This is a genomic window from Polaromonas sp. (genome assembly GCF_049790275.1).
Lineage (GTDB): Bacteria > Pseudomonadota > Gammaproteobacteria > Burkholderiales > Burkholderiaceae_C > Polaromonas.
The window spans coordinates 19,077-35,513 of sequence record NZ_JBAQYR010000113.1; the positions used below are offsets into that span (position 1 = coordinate 19,077).

The following is a 16,437-nucleotide window of genomic DNA, read 5'->3' on the forward strand; positions in this document are numbered from 1 at the left end:
ATTAATCACAGTACGGGTAACTCCCAGCAGGCAGGGGCTGGGCAGGAAAGTGTCATTTCATTTAACATATTAAATAATTTTGACGCCCTGCATGACCACCCCTTTCACCCACCGCAACCTGCCCCGCCTGCTGCTGCAGGCGCGCGAATCCGTGATGGCGCACACCCGGCCCCGCCTGCGCGAGCATGCGCTGAGCGACCAGCAATGGCGAGTCTTGCGGGTGCTGGGCGAACATGGCGTGGTGGAAACCGGCAAGGTGGCGCGCGAGGCCTTCATCCTCGGCCCCAGCCTGACCGGCGTGCTGACCCGCATGGAGCGCGACGGCCTGATCCGCCGCGCACGTGACCCGGCCGACCAGCGCCGCACCGTGGTCGAAGCCACGGACAAGGGCATGCAGCTTGTCGAGACCCTCTCGCAGACGATCGAGGCGCACTACGCCTGGATGGAAAAAACATTGGGGAAAGAAAGCCTGGCGCAGCTCTATGAACTGCTCGACCAATTGATTGAACTGGAGCAGCCATGACCAAGCGCGCCGACGGGCCGCCCCAAGGCGCAATCACCCCGTCGGGGGGCAGCGCAGCACACGAAGTGGCAAGCGTGGGGGCAAACGCTTTCATGCCTTCCGGCACGGTTTACGGCACGCTGCTGAACTTTCGCGCAGAAGTCGAGGCGCTGGCGCCGCAGATGAACCAGCCGCCTTACAAGGCGCCGCCGAAAGCGCCGGTGCTGTACGTGAAAACGGCCAACACCTGGAGTACGCATGGCGCGGCCATTGCCGTACCGGCGCGTGTCCCCGAAGTGGAGATCGGCGCCACCATCGCCATGGTGATGGGTGCGGCCGGCAAGGTTGCCGGCTATGTGCTGATGAACGATCTGTCCGTGCCGCACGCCAGCTTTTTCCGGCCACCCGTCAAATTCAAATGCCTGGACGGCTTTCTGGGCATCGGCGAGCGCCTGGTGCCGGCCAGCGAAGCCGGCGATCCTTCGGGCTTCATGCTCGAAGTTCGCATCAACGGCGAGCTCAGACAAGCCGTGAACTTCAAGCATCTGGTGCGCGATGCCGCCCGGCTGCTGGCTGATGTCGGGGAATTCATGACCCTGGGTACAGGCGATGTGCTGATGCTGGGCTGCGATGCGGGCCGGCCGCTGGCCAGACCAGGTGATCGCATCGACATCAGCGCGGCTGACTTCGGCACATTGAGCAATACGCTCATTGAGGAGCTCGCATGAAGCACGCCCGCGTTGTGTATGAGGGCAAGGCCCAACATGCCATCGAGCGCGATGGTCGATTGCTGCTCGATGACGGCCGGCTCATCAGTGAAGACGCGGTCAACTGGCTGCCACCACTGGCACCCACGCCACGCCCGCGCACCATCCTCGCCCTCGGCCTGAACTACGCCGATCACGCGAAGGAACTTGAATTCAAGGCGCCCGAAGAGCCGCTGGTTTTTGTCAAGGGCGAAGGCACGCTGACCGGCCATCGGCAGCTCACGCACCGACCGGCCGGCGTGCAGTTCATGCACTACGAATGTGAACTCACAGTCGTCGTCGGCAAGACGGCCAAAAAGGTGAAGCGTGACGATGCCTATGACTTCATCGCGGGCTACACCGTCGCCAACGACTACGCGATCCGCGACTACCTGGAAAACTGGTACCGGCCCAACCTGCGTGTGAAAAACCGCGATACCTGTACGCCGCTGGGCCCCTGGCTGGTGGACGCGGCCGATGTGCCCGACCCCATGGCGCTGGCATTGCAGACCACCGTCAATGGCAAGGTCACGCAAACGGGCAACACGCGCGACATGATTTTCGACGTGCCTTTCCTGATCGAATATTTCAGCAGCTTCATGACCCTGCAGCCCGGCGACCTGATCCTGACCGGCACGCCCGACGGCGTGGTCGATTGCCAGCCCGGCGACGTGGTTGTCACCAGCATCGAGAGTCTGGGCGAACTTTTCAACACGATTGAATGAACATGAAAATAGATCACCTCATCAACGGCAAGACCGTTGCTGGCAGCAGCTACTTCGATACCGTCAACCCTGCCACACAGGACGTGCTGGCCGAAGTGGCTGCAGGCGGGGAAGCCGAAGTCAACGCCGCCGTGGCCGCAGCGAAAGTGGCCTTCCCCAAATGGGCCGGCATGCCGGCATCCCAGCGCGCCAAACTGGTCCGCAAGCTTGGCGACCTGATCGCCGCCCATGTGCCCGAGATCGCGCAGATGGAGACCAATGATTGCGGCCAGGTGATTGCGCAGACCGGCAAGCAGCTGATTCCGCGCGCAGCCGACAACTTCTATTACTTTGCCGAGATGTGCACGCGGGTCGACGGCCACACCTACCCGACCGAGACACACCTCAACTACACGCTGTACCACCCTACCGGCGTCTGCGCGCTGATCTCGCCATGGAACGTGCCTTTCATGACAGCCACCTGGAAGGTTGCGCCCTGCCTGGCGTTTGGCAACACCGCGGTGCTGAAGATGAGCGAGCTGTCGCCCATGACAGCAGCGCGCCTGGGTGAACTGGCCCTCGAAGCCGGCATTCCGCCCGGGGTGCTCAACATCGTGCACGGCTACGGCAAGGACGCCGGCGAGCCGCTGTGCCGCCACCCCGATGTGCGCGCGATTTCCTTCACCGGATCAACCGCCACCGGCAACCGCATCGTGCAGGCCGCCGGCCTGAAAAAGTTCAGCATGGAACTGGGTGGCAAATCACCCTTCGTGATTTTTGAGGACGCCAACCTCGAGCGCGCGCTTGATGCGGCGGTGTTCATGATCTTTTCCAACAACGGCGAGCGCTGCACCGCCGGCAGCCGCATTCTGGTGCAGCAGTCGATTTATGCCGACTTCGCTGCGAAGTTCGTGGAGCGTGCCAAACGCATCAAGGTCGGCGACCCGCTCGACGAAGCCACCACCATCGGCCCCATGATTTCGCAGGGCCACCTGGCCAAGGTGCGCAGCTACATCGAGCTCGGCCCCAAGGAAGGCGCCACCCTGCTGTGCGGCGGGCTCGGCACACCGGACCTGCCAGGCCGCGTCAGCAAGGGCAACTACGTGCTCCCCACGGTGTTCGCCGACGTCGACAACCGCATGCGCATTGCGCAGGAAGAAATTTTCGGCCCCGTCGCCTGCCTGATCCCGTTCAGGGACGAAGCCGACGCGATCCGCCTGGCCAACGATACGCAGTACGGCCTGTCCAGTTATGTCTGGACCGAGAACCTCGGCCGCGCCCACCGGGTGGCCGCAGCCGTCGAGGCCGGCATGTGTTTCGTGAACAGCCAGAACGTGCGCGACCTGCGCCAGCCTTTCGGCGGCACCAAGGCCTCGGGCACGGGGCGCGAGGGCGGCACCTGGAGTTACGAAGTCTTCTGTGAACCGAAGAACGTCGCCGTATCACTGGGAAGCCATCACATCCCGCATTGGGGAGCCTGAACATGGGGACACTCGCTCTCGCCGCCAAAATCACGCACGTGCCTTCGATGTACCTCAGCGAGCTGGACGGCCCGCGCAAGGGCACACGCCAGGACGCGATCAACGGCCACCTGGAAATCGACCGGCGTTGCCGAGCCCTGGGCGTGGACACCATCGTGGTGTTCGACACGCACTGGCTGGTCAACGCGAACTATCACATCAACTGCGCGCCCCACTTCAAGGGCCTGTACACCAGCAACGAGCTGCCACACTTCATCAGCAACATGGGGTTTGAGTTCCCGGGCAACCCGGCGCTGGGCCAGCTACTGGCCAAAGCCTGCAATGCGCACGGCGTGGAAACACTGGCGCACGACGCGACCACGCTAAATCCGGAATACGGCACGCTGGTGCCCATGCGCTACATGAACGCCGATCAGCACTATCGGGTGGTGTCGGTCTCGGCGCTGTGCCAGGCGCATTACCTGAACGACAGCGCGCGCCTGGGCTGGGCCATACGCCGCGCGATTGAAGACGAATACGACGGCACTGTGGCGATTTTTGCGAGTGGCTCCCTCTCGCACCGCTTTGCGCAAAATGGACTGGCCCCTGAATACGCTTTCAAAATCTGGAGCCCCTTCCTGGAAACGCTGGACCAGGAAGTGGTGCGCATGTGGCAGCGCGGCGACTGGACAGCGTTCTGCGCGATGCTGCCCGAATACGCGGCCAAGGGCCATGGCGAAGGTTTCATGCACGACACCGCCATGCTGCTGGGCGCGCTGGGCTGGTCCGGCTACGATGGCCAGGCGGAGGTGGTGACGCCCTACTTTGGCGCCTCGGGCACGGGGCAGATCAATGCCGTGTTCCCGGTCACACCACAAACCGGCGCCGCCATTCCCGCCGCGCAGGCTTCGTCCGCGCAGGGCTACCAGGCCGTGAGCCGGCTCTGACCTCACAGGATACCCATGCCCCACCTCGTCATCCTCTACACCCCCAACCTCGACGCCGCCACCGACATGACGGCGCTGTGCCGCGCGCTGGCCGACACCATGCTGGCCGTGAAAGACGAGGAGGGCAAGCAGGTCTTTCCCACCGGCGGCACGCGGGTACTGGCCTATCCGGCCGCGCATTACGCGGTCGCGGACGGGAAGCAGAACTACGGCTTTGTCTACCTCAACCTGCGCATGGCTGCCGGTCGTTCGGATGCTACTAAAAAGAGAGCTGGCGACGCCCTGTTGGCAGCGGCTGCAGCTCATTTTGATCCTTTGATGAAGGATCGGCTGGTCGGCGTCACGCTGCAGGTGGATGAAAGCCCCGGCCAGGTCTACGACGGCAAACACAGCAACCTTCATCCTCTGTTCCAGAAAACCTGACCATGTTCAGCCCCGAACTCATTGCCCAGCTGGCCGCCGAACTGGACCACAGCGAGAAGACCCGCGTGCAAGTCGAGCATTTTTCAAAACGTTACCCCGGCATGACGGTGGAGGACGGCTACGCGATTTCGCGCGCCTGGGTGCAGATGAAAATCGCCGGGGGGCGTGTGGCCAGGGGCCACAAGATCGGCCTGACCTCGCGCGCCATGCAGATCTCCAGCCAGATCGACGAGCCCGATTACGGCACACTGCTGGACGACATGTTTTTTGAACCCGGCAACATTCCGGCGGCCCGCTTCATCGCGCCACGCGTCGAAGTCGAGCTGGCCTTTGTGCTAAAGAAAAAGCTGGAAGGCCTCCACATCACCGTGGACGATGTGCTGGGTGCCACCGACTACGTGCAGCCTGCCATCGAGATCATCGACGCGCGCATCGAACAATTCGACCGTCACAGCAAGGCCATGCGCAAGGTGCAGGACACCATCAGCGACAACGCCGCCAACGCGGGCATTGTGCTGGGCGGCCGCAAGGTGTCGCCGCAGGGCATCGACCTGCCCTGGGTCGGCGCCATCCTGCGTCAGAACGGCGTGGTCGAGGAAACCGGACTGGCTGCCGGCGTGCAGGGCCACCCGGCCGTCGGCGTCGCCTGGCTGGCCATGAAACTTAGCGCCTGGGGCGAATACCTGGAAGCTGGCGAAGTGGTGCTGGCCGGCTCCTTCACCCGGCCGGTGGCCGCAAAAGCCGGCGACGCCTTCGACGCCGACTATGGCCCGATGGGCCACTTTGAATTCAAGTTCATCTAACCAAAAGACCGCCATGCAAACACCCGTCAACACCTTCAAGCAGGCCCTGCGTGACAAGCAGGCGCAAATCGGCCTGTGGCTGAGCCTGTCCGACGCCTACAGCACCGAGATTTGCGCCGGCGCAGGTTTCGACTGGCTGCTGATCGACGGCGAACATGCGCCCAACGATGTGCGCAGCATCCTGACGCAACTGCAGGCTGTCGCGGCCTACCCGTCGTCGCACCCGGTGGCCCGCGTGCCCATGGGCCACGGCCATGTGGGCGAGATGTTGATCAAGCAATACCTCGACATCGGTGTGCAAACCCTGCTGGTGCCCATGGTCGACACGCCGGCACAGGCCGCGGCGCTGGTGCGTGCCACACGTTATCCGCAATATGACGTAGAGGGCAAGGACATCGGCGGCGTACGCGGCATGGCCGGCGCGCGCGCTTCGCGCTGGGGTCGCTACCCGGCCTACGCGCACGAGGCGAACGCGCAGATCTGCCTGCTGGTGCAGGCGGAAACACAAACCGCACTGGACAATCTCGATGCCATTGTTGCCACCGAAGGCGTGGACGGCGTGTTCATCGGCCCGGCCGACCTGTCGGCTTCGCTGGGCCACGTGGCCAACCCGGGCCATGCGGACGTGCAGGCTGCCATTGAAAAAGCGATAGCGCGCATCCTCAAGGCCGGCAAGGCGGCCGGCATCCTGAGCACCGACGAAACGTTAGCGCGCCACTACCTGGACATGGGCGCCACCTTTGTCGCCGTCGGCCTGGACACCAACCTGCTGGTGCGCCACACCAGCGCGCTGGCGGCGCGTTTCAAGACCGGCGTCGCTGCCGTGCCCGCCGGCAAAACCTATTGACTGGAGACATTCATGAACGCCATCCTCCAAAAACCCGGAATGCACCCCGACGAATGGAAAGCCCGCCTCGAGCTGGCTGCCTGCTACCGCGTGTTTGCCATGCTCGGCTGGACCGAGATGATCTACAACCACATCACCGTGCGGCTACCGGACAGCGCCAGCGGTGGGCAGAAGCAGTTTCTGATCAATCCCTTCGGCCTGCATTACAGCGAGGTCACCGCGTCGAACCTGGTGAAGATCGACCTGCAGGGCAAGATACTCGACGGCTCGCCTTACCCGGTCAACCCGGCGGGCTTCACCGTGCACGCGGCCCTTCATGACGGCCTGCCCGATGCGCACTGCGTGATGCACACGCACACCACGGCCGGCATTGCCGTGGCCTGCACGCAGGGCGGGCTGGGGCAAAACAATTTTTACTCGGCGCAGCTGCACGACCTGGTGGCCTACCACGACTTCGAAGGCATCACCATCCACGCCGACGAGGCGCCGCGCCTGCTGAAAAACATCGGCGACAAGCCGGTGGTGATCCTGCGCAACCATGGCCTGCTGGCCTGGGCCAAAACCCTGCCGCTGGCCTTTGTGCGGCTGTGGACGCTGCAGCGCGCCTGCGACATCCAGATGGCGCAGGCCGCCATGGGCCCGGCCATCATGGTGCCCGAGACAGTCGCCAGGAAAACCACCCATGACTCCTTCCAGTTCGACGCCCAGTTTGGCGCAGGCCAGGACGTGTTCGACGCACTGGTGCGACAGATCGACAAGATTGACATCAGCTATCAAAATTAGAGCTACTCACGCCTGAATTTAAAGGGCCAGAGACCAAAATGACTAACAAAAATATCCAAAAAGCATGTATTTACGGTGCCGGCGCCATTGGTGGCTGGATAGGTGCCGGGCTGGCGGCTGCGGGCTGCAACGTCAGTGTGGTCGCGCGTGGCGCGACGCTACAAGCGCTGGACACCCACGGCCTGCGTGTGGTGAGCGGAACAGACACGCGATCTGTCGCCGTGCAAGCCAGCGAGGACCCGGCCACGCTCGGCGTGCAGGACCTGGTGGTCGTCGCGGTGAAAGCGCCGGCGCTGCTTGATGTGGCACGCCACATCGCACCGCTCATCGGCCCCCATACCCTCGTCCTGACAGCGATGAATGGCGTGCCCTGGTGGTTCTTTCAGGGTTTTGGCGGCCGCTACGCCGGCACGCAACTGAAGGCGGTGGATGCCACCGGCGAGATTGCCGCGGCCATTCCGGCGGCGAACGTGATCGGCTGCGTTGTGCATGCGAGCTGCTCGGTCGATGCGCCAGGGTTGATTCGCCACCACTTCGGCAACGGGCTCATCATCGGCGAACCTTCTGGCGTGCAAAGCGCACGTGTGCAGGCACTGGCCGAGTTGCTGGTGCGCGCCGGTTTTGCAGCCAGCGTGTCGGCGCAGATCCAGAAAGACGCCTGGTACAAACTCTGGGGCAACATGACGGTCAACCCGATCAGCGCCTTCACCGGCGCCACCACCGACCTGATCCTCGGCGACGAACTGGTGCGTGACTTCATCTCGAAAATCATGCTCGAAGCCAAGGAGATAGGCGCACGCATCGGCCTCCCGATTGAGCAGCAGCCGGAAGACCGGCATGCGGTGACGCTCAAGCTCGGCGCTTTCAAGACCTCCATGCTGCAGGACGTGGAAGCCGGCAAGGCGGTCGAGCTCGATGCGCTGGTGACTGTGGTCCGGGAGTTGGGCCAGCTGACGCAGGTTCCGACGCCGTTTACCGATGCGCTGCTGGGTCTTTCCCGCCTGCACGCCCGCGTTCACCGTCTTTACCCATGACCACAGGCAAAGCCCTCAGCGGCACGGCGTTTGCCACGCTGCTGCTGATCGCCCTGATGATGGGCGCCAACCATGTGGCAGCGCGCCTGGCCTTCAACGACGGCGTGGATGTGGCCACGGCCGTGGCTTTCCGCAGTGTGGTCACTGCCTTGGTGGTGGCCGCCTTGCTGGCCATCCAGCGTGTGCCCCTGCGCTTCACTGCACGCAACAAGCGCATCCTGCCGGTGATCGGCCTGCTGATTGCGGTGCAGAGCCTGTGCTTGTATTCGGCCGTCGCACGCCTGCCGGTGGCGCTGGCCCTGCTGGCCTTCAACACCTACCCGATCTGGACCGCGCTGTGGGACCGTTTGCTGTACCGCCGCTCGCCCGAGCGCGCCCTGCTGCTGGCCATGCCGGTGATCCTGATCGGCCTGGCGCTGGCGCTGGACGTGTTTGGCGCGGCATCAGGCCTGGGCGCGGCCGGGCAGTGGGGCCGCATCGGCACCGGCGTGGCTTTTGCGCTGGCTGCTGCCGCCACCTTCGGCGTGGCGCTGGTGTTGACCCAACACGAGGCCGGTGACGTGGACGGCCGCGTGCGCACGCTGACGACCATGGGCACCGTCGGCCTGTTTGCGCTGGCGGGGGTGGCCTTCCAGGGCGGCTTTCACTTGCCGCAGGCAGCCATCGGCTGGTGGGGCCTGGCGGCGCTGACCTTTCTGTATGGCACGGCTTTCACCATCATGTTCACCGTGCTGCCCAAGCTGGGCGTGGTGGGCAACTCGGCCATCATGAACGTGGAGCCCGTCTTTGCCCTGGTGCTGGCCTGGTTGATTCTGGGCCAGGCGATTGCCCCTGTGCAGGTGGCCGGCGCCCTGCTGGTGGTGGGCGCGGTGATGGTGTTGGGCCTGCGCAAGCGCTAAAGGATCCGGGTAAAGTGCACTTTTTCCCGGCATCCGCTCACCACCCAGGAGACACCCCATGAAACACATCGGCGTTATAGGCGCTTCAGGCCTGATGGGCCACGGCATCGCGCGCAACCTGCAAGCCAAAGGTTTTGAAGTCAGCCTGACGGTGCACCGCAACACCGAGCGCGTGGCCGACCTGCTGGCCGCGGGCGCAAAACAGGTCGCCACGCCCGCAGCCTTGGGTGCCTGCGATGCGGTCATCATCTGCGTGACCGGTTCCCCCCAGGTCGAGCAAACGCTGACCGGCCCGCAGGGCGTGCTGTCTGGCGCGCGCAAGGGGCTGGTCGTCATTGACACCTCCACCAGCGAACCCGAGTCCACGCGCCGCCTGGCCGCGCTGTGCGCCGAACGCGGCGCCACCCTGGTGGACGCCCCGCTGGCACGCACACCGGTGGAGGCCGAACTCGGCAAGCTCAACACCATGGTCGGTGCGGAACAGGCGGTGTTCGACCAGATCCGTCCGGTACTGGCAGCCTATTGCGAAAACATCTTTCACGTCGGCGGGCCCAGCGCCGGCCATGTCATCAAGCTGTTGAACAACTTCATCGCCCAGGCGATCTGTACGGCCACCGCCGAGGCCTTTGCGGTCGGCGCGCTGGCCGGCATCCAGCCGCAGAAGCTGGTTGATGTGGTATCAGCCGGTGCCGTCAATTCCGGCCTGTTCCAGGCCATGGCCAAAACCCTGAACGGCGATTTCGCGGGCCTGAAGTTCGAGCTGGACAACGCGCGCAAGGACCTGCGCTACTACACCCACTTGGCCGAAATGGTGAACGTGCCCTCACTCGTCGGCGAAGCCGTGCACCAGAGCCTGGCGATGGCCAGCGCCCTGGGTCAGGGCAAGAAGTTCGTTCCCGCGCTTGTGACGGCGCAGGAAAAGCTCACGGGCGCAAAAATAGCGCCGCAATAAAACCACTGGATTGGTGCCTGGAGCCACGGCCTTGTGCCTGGCGGCTTATTCACGTTTGATTCAGCTTACCGGTCACTGAATTCCACGGCTTGTGTGGTGCCGTGCTTTTTGCGCACCACCACCGTGCGCGCAAGCTTGTCGTGCCATCCCTGCTTGCGCGGATCGAAGGCCACCCAGAAGATGCCGAGGCCCAGAGGAATCAGGGAGACAAAATAGCCGAGGTACCTGACCACCAGCTGGGTGGTGCTGGGATTGTTGCCGGTGTTGGCATCAACGATGCGGGCAGCGATCGCCATCTTCCCGGGGGTGGCTTGCCGTGCCACCCAGAACAGCATCACCGCGATGGCAGGCAGCAGCCACGAGATCAGGAAATCCATCGGCCCCCGGATGAAGTCCGTGCTGTCCCAGTATCCGCTCCCGTAGATCGCCGTCAGCAAGGGGTAGATCAACACGCCAATGAGAACGCTGTCAATGATGCTCGCCCAGACACGAATCCAAAAGCCAGCATATTGCAGTTGCGATGAATCCATGAGAATGCTCCCTTGACGACAAAGTTTTAATGAACGCCCCGCACCATGCGCTCGACCACGCGCACCGGGACCGAGCGCCAGTTCGACCGGTTTTTCATTCCACCTGGAAAGGCACACGCGGCGCCACCGCGCACATCAGCTCATAACCCACCGTCCCGGCAGCCTGGGCGATCTCGTCGATTGACAGAATGGCACCACCCGAAGAACGGCCCCAGAGGGTGATCTCCGACCCCATGCCTGCATCGGGCAGCGGCGTCAGGTCCACCGTGAGCATGTCCATGCTGACGCGGCCCACCATGCGTGTGCGCACGCCGTTGACCAGGATGGGCGTGCCCGTTGTGCAATGCCGGGGATAGCCGTCAGCGTAACCGCAGGCAACCACACCGATGCGCAGCGGGCCATCGGCGGTGAAGCTGGAACCGTAACCCACGGTATCACCGGCGACGAGGTGTTGCACACCAATGATTCTGGAAGCCAGGGTCATGGTCGGCTGCAGGCCCCAATCCGCCGCGCTGTGCTCGGGAAAATCGGGCGAGCTGCCGTATACCGCAATGCCGGGGCGCACCCAGTCGGACTTTTCGCCGATGGCGGCGCCATGGCGCAAAACCGTGGCGCTGTTGCTGAGCGTGCGCTCGCCGGGCAGGTCATGCGTGACGGCTTCAAAGGCCTGCAGTTGCGCGGCAATACCCTTGGCGCCGTCAGCGTCGCTGAAATGGGTCATCAGCGAGATTTCCTCCACCTGCGGCAACGCGTTCAGGCGCGTCCAGGCAGCCCGGTAGCGCTCGGGTGCAAACCCCAGCCGGTTCATGCCCGAGTTCATTTTGAGAAACACGCGATGCGGCACCTGGGTCTTGTGGGTCGCGAGCATGTCGATCTGCTCGTCGCAATGGATGGTGTACCACAGGCCCAGGCGCGAGCACAGCTCCAGGTCGCGCAATTCAAAGCAGCCTTCCAGCAGGAGAATCGGCCCGCGCCAGTCCAGCGCGCGCAGGCGCTGCGCCTCGGCCAGATCCAGCAGGGCGAAGCCGTCGGCACTGCGCAGTGCGTCAAAAACGCGCTCGATGCCGTGGCCATAGGCGTTGGCCTTGACGACAGCCCAGACCCGCGCATCGGGTGCTGCGGCGCGGGCACGCGCCAGGTTGTGGCTGAGGGCTGCGGTATGAACAGTGGCAAGAATGGGGCGTGGCATGTGAGGCGGCTACCGGTTGGATTCAGGAGGAAGCGGCAGGCAACCGAGGGTTCACACCTGCTTGTCAAGACCTATTTGTCGATTCTGCCAGCTTGACGCGTGCTATAAACCTTGGTCATCAGGAGGCATTCACTTATATCGTGCAACATCAGACGGCCTGATGCATTCGCCACAGTGATCAAAACAGATTAATGAAGCTGAAGCGCGGTTTTTACACCATCATGGCGGCCCAGTTTTTCAGCTCGCTGGCTGACAACGCGCTGTTCGTCGCCGCCGTGGAGCTGCTCAGGAGCAGCGGTGCGCCCAAATGGCAACCAGCGGCGCTGGTGCCCATGTTTGCGCTCTTTTACGTGGTGCTCGCGCCTTTCGTCGGCGCTTTTGCCGACGCGCAGCCCAAGGGCAAGGTCATGTTCATCAGCAATGCCATCAAGGTGACGGGCTGCCTGATGATGCTGTTCGGCACACACCCGCTGATGGCCTACGCGATTGTCGGCCTGGGGGCCGCGGCGTATTCGCCGGCCAAATACGGCATCCTGACCGAGCTGCTGCCGGCCTCGCAGCTGGTCAAGGCCAACGGCTGGATAGAAGGCCTGACGATCGCGTCCATCATTCTGGGTGTGCTGCTCGGCGGTCAATTGGTAGGCCATTCGGTGTCGCACCTGCTGCTGTCCTTCGACTTTCCCGTCATCAGCACCGGCATCGACACGCCGCCCGAGGCCGCCATCTGCGCGCTGATCGTCCTGTATGCGATCGCGGCCTGGTTCAACACGCGCATTCCGCTGACCGGCGTGGAGATGCGGCCGATGCCGCGCAACAAGCTAGAGCTTCTGCCCGACTTCTGGAACTGCAACGCAGCGCTGTGGCGCGACAAGCTGGGCCAGATTTCACTGGCCACCACCACCCTGTTCTGGGGCGTGTCGGGCAACCTGCGCTACATCGTGCTGGCCTGGAGCGCGGCAGCGCTGGGCTACAGCACCACGCAGGCCTCGTCGCTGGTCGGCGTGGTGGCCATCGGCACGGCCGCCGGTGCCATCCTGGCGTCCATGCGCATGCGGCTGGAACACGCCACCAGCGTGATGCCGCTGGGCATTGCCATGGGTGTGCTCGTGATTTTGATGAACTTCATCTCCAACGTCTGGGTGGCCGCGCCCTTCCTGATCCTGCTCGGCGGCCTGGGCGGCTTCCTGGTGGTGCCCATGAACGCCCTGCTGCAACACCGCGGCCACAACCTGATGGGCGCGGGCCGTTCGATTGCCGTGCAGAACTTCAACGAGCAGGCCTGCATCCTGGCGCTGGGCGCGGGTTACAGCCTGTCCACCGGCATGGGCCTTTCGGCCTTCGGCGCGATCACCACTTTCGGCGTGGTGGTGGCGGGCTTCATGTGGATGATCCAGCGCTGGCACAAAACCAACTGCATCAGGTACAAGGAGCAGGTGGACCACCTGCTGAACATCGCGCGCAGCGACAAATCCCACTGATGCGGGTGGAACGCATTGACAGCCCGGACGCACCCTGCCGGAGCCAACTCCTGTGACGCCCCGGGCAACCGCCCTTGCTGCTTCAGCACTGGTCTTCAATGCGTTTGTCTGGGGCGTGTCCTGGTGGCCGTTTCGCGAGTTGCAGTCGCTGGGGCTGCACCCGCTGTGGTCGACCTCTCTCATCTACCTCTTCTCGCTGGTTTGCGTGATGTTGGGCTGGCCCGCGGACTGGCGCGGTTTTACGCAGCACCCGCAGCTGTGGCTGCTTGCCCTGGCCGCCGGACTGACCAACCTTGGCTTCAACTGGGCCGTCACGGTGGGCGACGTCGTGCGCGTGGTGCTGCTGTTTTACCTGATGCCGGCATGGTCGGTCCTGCTCGCATGGGCCGTGCTGGGAGAACGGCCGACACACGCGTCCCTGCTTCGGCTGCTGCTGGCCATGGCGGGCGTGCTGATTGTGCTGAAAGCACCTGACTCGCCCTGGCCAGTGCCGCAAGGCATTGCGGATTGGCTGGCCCTGATGGGCGGCCTGAGTTTTGCGGCTACCAACGTGATGCTGCGCAAACTCGAATACACCCCCAGTGCGTCGCGCATGATGGCGATGTTCGGTGGCGGCGCCCTGCTGGCGGGCGGAGCCGCCATCCTGGGCATGGCCTCGGGGGTCGTAACCGCTCCGCTCTGGACCACGGCGTGGCTGCCGGTGGCATTGGGATTGGCCGTCGCCTTCCTGCTCAGCAACATGGCGCTGCAGTATGGGGCGGCACGGCTGGCCGCCAGCACCACGGCGCTGGTGATGCTGACCGAGCTTATGTTTGCCAGCCTGTCCTCGGCGCTCCTGGGTGCGGCAGAATTCAGCCCGCGCACCCTGCTGGGCGGCAGCTTGATCGTGCTGGCGGCTGTTCTGGCGACCAGAAAGTAGCCCCCACGGTTGCTCACTGCGAGCCTGCGGCAGCTCCCTGCCCCTTGCACTGGAAAAGGGGCCGTTGCGCCTGCGGGCCGGCAAAGCCGGACCCGCGGCCGCTGCTTGAATTTAAGAAGCCCCACATTCCTCTCCACCACACGTGTCTTTGCCCCCACGTCGACTTGCTGCAGTACAGTGGCAGGTCCAACCAGGAGCACACCATGAGCAGCATTTACGACTTCGAAGCACGCCAGATCAACGGCAAGGACATCGCATTGTCCGAATTCAAGGACAAGGTGATGCTGATCGTGAACACGGCCAGCAAATGCGGCTTCACACCGCAGTTCGGCGGCCTGGAAGAGCTGCACAAAAGCTACGCCGGCAAAGGGCTGGTGGTGCTGGGTTTTCCGTGCAACCAGTTCGGCTCGCAGGACCCGGGCGCCGAGGGCGAGATTGCCGAGTTCTGCCAGGTCAATTACGGCGTGAGTTTTCCGATGATGGGCAAGATCGACGTGAACGGCCCGGCGGCGCACCCGCTGTACAAATGGCTGTCCTCCGAAGCACCCGGCCTGCTGGGCAGCAAGGCCATCAAGTGGAATTTCACGAAATTCCTGGTCGGCAAGGACGGCCAGGTTCTCAAGCGTTATGCGCCTACCGACAAGCCGGCTGATCTGGCCAAAGACGTGGAGGCTGCCCTGGCGGCCTGAGGTTCACCGCCACCCGGCGCGGACCGAGCCCGAACAGGGGCCGCAGCCAGGCGCTGCGGCGCACCAGGGCGGTGATCGCCCAGCATCCCGCCACCGTCAGCAGCACCAGCAGCGCCGGCTCTACGGCCGGCCCCAGCTGCAGCGGTGCCAGCCACCAGATGGCCACAATGATTACCGTCTGGTGCAACACATACCAGGGATAGACCGACTCGCTGGCCCAGGACAGCCAGCGCCACGGCCGGTTCAGCTTCAGATGGCCCCAGCCCAGGATGGCCAGCAGGGCCGTCCACAGGTAACCATCGGCAACCAGGCGCAACCCCTGGCGCGGCGCCGCCAATTCCGGAGGCAGGGCGCGCAGGCCGGTGTAGACCGCCAGCAGCACCAGCGCCGCGCCCAGGGCTGGCCAGCGCAAGCGCGCCGCCGCGGCCCACCAGCCTTCGTCCGTGCCTATCCACCAGCCATAGAGGAACAGGGTGAAATACACCGCATGCAGCCAGCCGTCGCCGACCAGGTCATGCGTTGGCGGGAAATGCGGCCACAGGGTCAATGACCAAGCCATCAGCGGCAGCGCCGGCACCACCAGCAGGGCCGCACCGCGCAGCCCGGCAAACGCCTGACGCAGACGCTGGCCGGCGGCCGATTGCAAGACGGGCAACAGCAGGACCAGCACGCTGGTGTAGAGCCACAGGTAGGGCAGGTACCACAGGTGGTTCCAGGTGACACCGAAGTCCGAGCCGTCAAACGCATTTTTTGGCCAGGGCCCGCCGGCGGCGTAGCGCAACAGAAAGCCGCCGAAGCCCGGTGCAATGCTGCCGTTGGCCACACCTTGGGCGTAAGCCTGGAAGGGCACGACCACCGCCATGCCGAACACCAGCGGCAACAGCAGCCGCCAGCTGCGCTGGCGGAACAGGGCACCCGCACCCTGGCCTCGTTGCAGAAAGCCCAGGGCCAGGCCCGAAATCAGGAAGACCAGGTCCATGCGCCATAAATTGAGCGCCCGCATGGGCAGCTGCAGCCACTCGGCCGCATGCGGGCTTTTCAGATGCCAGGGCCAGTCGGCCACGTAATACATGGCCACGTGGTAAAGAATGACCAGACCAAAGGCCAGGGCGCGCAGGGCATCGATGTCGTGACGGCGGTTCATGGAGGGCTTCCAGGCAACAGGATGAGCGGATTTTTCCGCCGCAGGCGACACCTGGGGCCGTGATTGGGACGAGGCGGGACCCGTTTGTGACCAGCGGCGGCCTGCAGGGACGAAATCTGCCTGACATCTTCTAGACTCGGGCATGGCTGACAACATGAACACCGGGACCCCCTGGCTGGCGCGCTACCGGCCCTGGCGGCGCGCCGCCGAAATCGGCTACTGGGTGGTGGTGCTGACCGTCCAGATGTTGTTCAACAGCATCACGACCTGGATGGACCGGCGCGATATTCCTTTTGTTGAGCCTCTGGTCTGGGAGCTGTCAAGCAGCCTGACCGTCGGCCTGCTGATTCCGGCGCTGGTCGCTTTCGAGCGGCGTTTTCCCTTGCGC

At 64.1% G+C, this 16,437-nt stretch carries 18 protein-coding genes and 1 pseudogene; 16 read left to right on the top strand and 3 right to left on the bottom strand.

Features of this window, described 5'->3' with window-relative positions; all coding sequences use genetic code 11:
- The first annotated feature begins 91 nt into the window (after nucleotides 1–91).
- From hpaR to WA904_RS14890, 12 genes are all read left to right on the top strand, one after another.
- Nucleotides 92–523, top strand: a complete 432-nt coding sequence (hpaR, locus tag WA904_RS14835; protein ID WP_425197895.1) for a homoprotocatechuate degradation operon regulator HpaR — start codon at nucleotides 92–94, stop codon at nucleotides 521–523.
- A 92-nt stretch (nucleotides 524–615) separates the two neighbouring features.
- Nucleotides 616–1,230 carry a fumarylacetoacetate hydrolase family protein gene (locus tag WA904_RS14840; protein WP_425197912.1) on the top strand — a complete coding sequence of 205 codons (615 nt, stop codon included), beginning with the start codon at nucleotides 616–618 and terminating at the stop codon, nucleotides 1,228–1,230.
- Nucleotides 1,227–1,973: a fumarylacetoacetate hydrolase family protein gene (locus tag WA904_RS14845; RefSeq protein WP_425197896.1), complete on the top strand. Its 747-nt coding sequence runs from the start codon at nucleotides 1,227–1,229 to the stop codon at nucleotides 1,971–1,973. Before WA904_RS14840 ends, WA904_RS14845 begins: the two co-directional genes overlap by 4 nt.
- A 2-nt stretch (nucleotides 1,974–1,975) precedes the next feature.
- Nucleotides 1,976–3,433, top strand: a complete 1,458-nt coding sequence (hpaE, locus tag WA904_RS14850) for a 5-carboxymethyl-2-hydroxymuconate semialdehyde dehydrogenase (protein ID WP_425197897.1) — start codon at nucleotides 1,976–1,978, stop codon at nucleotides 3,431–3,433.
- 2 nt (nucleotides 3,434–3,435) lie between these two features.
- Nucleotides 3,436–4,359, top strand: a complete 924-nt coding sequence (gene hpaD / locus WA904_RS14855) for a 3,4-dihydroxyphenylacetate 2,3-dioxygenase (RefSeq protein WP_425197898.1) — start codon at nucleotides 3,436–3,438, stop codon at nucleotides 4,357–4,359.
- 15 nt (nucleotides 4,360–4,374) lie between these two features.
- Nucleotides 4,375–4,782 (top strand): 5-carboxymethyl-2-hydroxymuconate isomerase, encoded by a 408-nt coding sequence (locus tag WA904_RS14860; protein ID WP_425197899.1) that lies wholly within the window; start codon nucleotides 4,375–4,377, stop codon nucleotides 4,780–4,782.
- A gap of 2 nt (nucleotides 4,783–4,784) precedes the next feature.
- Nucleotides 4,785–5,585 carry a 2-oxo-hept-4-ene-1,7-dioate hydratase gene (gene hpaH / locus WA904_RS14865; RefSeq protein ID WP_425197900.1) on the top strand — a complete coding sequence of 267 codons (801 nt, stop codon included), beginning with the start codon at nucleotides 4,785–4,787 and terminating at the stop codon, nucleotides 5,583–5,585.
- A gap of 13 nt (nucleotides 5,586–5,598) precedes the next feature.
- Complete coding sequence (locus WA904_RS14870) at nucleotides 5,599–6,432, top strand: aldolase/citrate lyase family protein (protein ID WP_425197901.1); 834 nt, start codon at nucleotides 5,599–5,601, stop codon at nucleotides 6,430–6,432.
- Between the two features lie 12 nt (nucleotides 6,433–6,444).
- Complete coding sequence (locus tag WA904_RS14875; RefSeq protein WP_425197902.1) at nucleotides 6,445–7,215, top strand: class II aldolase/adducin family protein; 771 nt, start codon at nucleotides 6,445–6,447, stop codon at nucleotides 7,213–7,215.
- A gap of 38 nt (nucleotides 7,216–7,253) precedes the next feature.
- Nucleotides 7,254–8,249, top strand: coding sequence for a 2-dehydropantoate 2-reductase (locus WA904_RS14880; protein WP_425197903.1), 996 nt, complete (start codon nucleotides 7,254–7,256; stop codon nucleotides 8,247–8,249).
- The gene (locus WA904_RS14885) at nucleotides 8,246–9,148 is read left to right on the top strand and encodes a DMT family transporter (protein ID WP_425197904.1); all 903 of its coding nucleotides are present in this window, start codon (nucleotides 8,246–8,248) and stop codon (nucleotides 9,146–9,148) included. The genes WA904_RS14880 and WA904_RS14885 overlap by 4 nt, the downstream gene beginning before the upstream one ends.
- A gap of 58 nt (nucleotides 9,149–9,206) precedes the next feature.
- Nucleotides 9,207–10,100, top strand: coding sequence for an NAD(P)-dependent oxidoreductase (locus WA904_RS14890; RefSeq protein WP_425197905.1), 894 nt, complete (start codon nucleotides 9,207–9,209; stop codon nucleotides 10,098–10,100).
- Between the two features lie 65 nt (nucleotides 10,101–10,165).
- Here the strand turns inward: WA904_RS14890 and WA904_RS14895 are convergent, their stop codons facing one another.
- Nucleotides 10,166–10,630, bottom strand: coding sequence for an RDD family protein (locus WA904_RS14895; protein ID WP_425197906.1), 465 nt, complete (start codon nucleotides 10,628–10,630; stop codon nucleotides 10,166–10,168).
- A 94-nt stretch (nucleotides 10,631–10,724) separates the two neighbouring features.
- Nucleotides 10,725–11,819, bottom strand: coding sequence for an alanine racemase (gene alr, locus WA904_RS14900; RefSeq protein ID WP_425197907.1), 1,095 nt, complete (start codon nucleotides 11,817–11,819; stop codon nucleotides 10,725–10,727).
- Between the two features lie 197 nt (nucleotides 11,820–12,016).
- Here alr and lplT point away from each other — a divergent pair, with 197 nt between their 5' ends.
- The 3 genes from lplT to WA904_RS14915 all read left to right on the top strand — a co-directional run bounded on the left by lplT (nucleotide 12,017) and on the right by WA904_RS14915 (nucleotide 14,905).
- Nucleotides 12,017–13,297, top strand: coding sequence for a lysophospholipid transporter LplT (gene lplT / locus WA904_RS14905; protein WP_425197913.1), 1,281 nt, complete (start codon nucleotides 12,017–12,019; stop codon nucleotides 13,295–13,297).
- Nucleotides 13,298–13,349: 52 nt separating this feature from the next.
- Nucleotides 13,350–14,216 (top strand): DMT family transporter, encoded by an 867-nt coding sequence (locus WA904_RS14910; RefSeq protein ID WP_425197908.1) that lies wholly within the window; start codon nucleotides 13,350–13,352, stop codon nucleotides 14,214–14,216.
- A gap of 203 nt (nucleotides 14,217–14,419) precedes the next feature.
- On the top strand, nucleotides 14,420–14,905 hold the full coding sequence (locus WA904_RS14915; protein WP_425197909.1) for a glutathione peroxidase: 486 nt from the start codon (nucleotides 14,420–14,422) through the stop codon (nucleotides 14,903–14,905).
- On the opposite strand, the gene WA904_RS14920 is transcribed toward WA904_RS14915, so the two are convergent.
- Nucleotides 14,850–16,049 (bottom strand): acyltransferase family protein, encoded by a 1,200-nt coding sequence (locus WA904_RS14920; protein WP_425197910.1) that lies wholly within the window; start codon nucleotides 16,047–16,049, stop codon nucleotides 14,850–14,852. The two genes, WA904_RS14915 and WA904_RS14920, sit on opposite strands and share 56 nt — an antisense overlap.
- A gap of 154 nt (nucleotides 16,050–16,203) precedes the next feature.
- On the opposite strand from WA904_RS14920, the pseudogene WA904_RS14925 reads away from it, so the two are divergent.
- Nucleotides 16,204–16,437 (top strand): annotated as a pseudogene (locus WA904_RS14925) (LytTR family transcriptional regulator); the annotation flags it as partial.

Excerpts from the sequence above, each read along its gene's own strand:
- hpaR (WP_425197895.1), top strand. The coding sequence starts at position 92 with ATGACCACCCCTTTCACCCACCGCAACCTGCCCCGCCTGCTGCTGCAG.
- WA904_RS14840 (WP_425197912.1), top strand. The coding sequence starts at position 616 with ATGCCTTCCGGCACGGTTTACGGCACGCTGCTGAACTTTCGCGCAGAA.
- WA904_RS14880 (WP_425197903.1), top strand. The coding sequence starts at position 7,254 with ATGACTAACAAAAATATCCAAAAAGCATGTATTTACGGTGCCGGCGCC.
- WA904_RS14885 (WP_425197904.1), top strand. The coding sequence starts at position 8,246 with ATGACCACAGGCAAAGCCCTCAGCGGCACGGCGTTTGCCACGCTGCTG.
- hpaD (WP_425197898.1), top strand. The coding sequence starts at position 3,436 with ATGGGGACACTCGCTCTCGCCGCCAAAATCACGCACGTGCCTTCGATG.
- alr (WP_425197907.1), bottom strand. The coding sequence starts at position 11,819 with ATGCCACGCCCCATTCTTGCCACTGTTCATACCGCAGCCCTCAGCCAC.
- hpaH (WP_425197900.1), top strand. The coding sequence starts at position 4,785 with ATGTTCAGCCCCGAACTCATTGCCCAGCTGGCCGCCGAACTGGACCAC.
- WA904_RS14895 (WP_425197906.1), bottom strand. The coding sequence starts at position 10,630 with ATGGATTCATCGCAACTGCAATATGCTGGCTTTTGGATTCGTGTCTGG.
- WA904_RS14920 (WP_425197910.1), bottom strand. The coding sequence starts at position 16,049 with ATGAACCGCCGTCACGACATCGATGCCCTGCGCGCCCTGGCCTTTGGT.
- WA904_RS14845 (WP_425197896.1), top strand. The coding sequence starts at position 1,227 with ATGAAGCACGCCCGCGTTGTGTATGAGGGCAAGGCCCAACATGCCATC.
- WA904_RS14915 (WP_425197909.1), top strand. The coding sequence starts at position 14,420 with ATGAGCAGCATTTACGACTTCGAAGCACGCCAGATCAACGGCAAGGAC.
- WA904_RS14875 (WP_425197902.1), top strand. The coding sequence starts at position 6,445 with ATGAACGCCATCCTCCAAAAACCCGGAATGCACCCCGACGAATGGAAA.
- WA904_RS14860 (WP_425197899.1), top strand. The coding sequence starts at position 4,375 with ATGCCCCACCTCGTCATCCTCTACACCCCCAACCTCGACGCCGCCACC.
- WA904_RS14870 (WP_425197901.1), top strand. The coding sequence starts at position 5,599 with ATGCAAACACCCGTCAACACCTTCAAGCAGGCCCTGCGTGACAAGCAG.
- hpaE (WP_425197897.1), top strand. The coding sequence starts at position 1,976 with ATGAAAATAGATCACCTCATCAACGGCAAGACCGTTGCTGGCAGCAGC.
- WA904_RS14890 (WP_425197905.1), top strand. The coding sequence starts at position 9,207 with ATGAAACACATCGGCGTTATAGGCGCTTCAGGCCTGATGGGCCACGGC.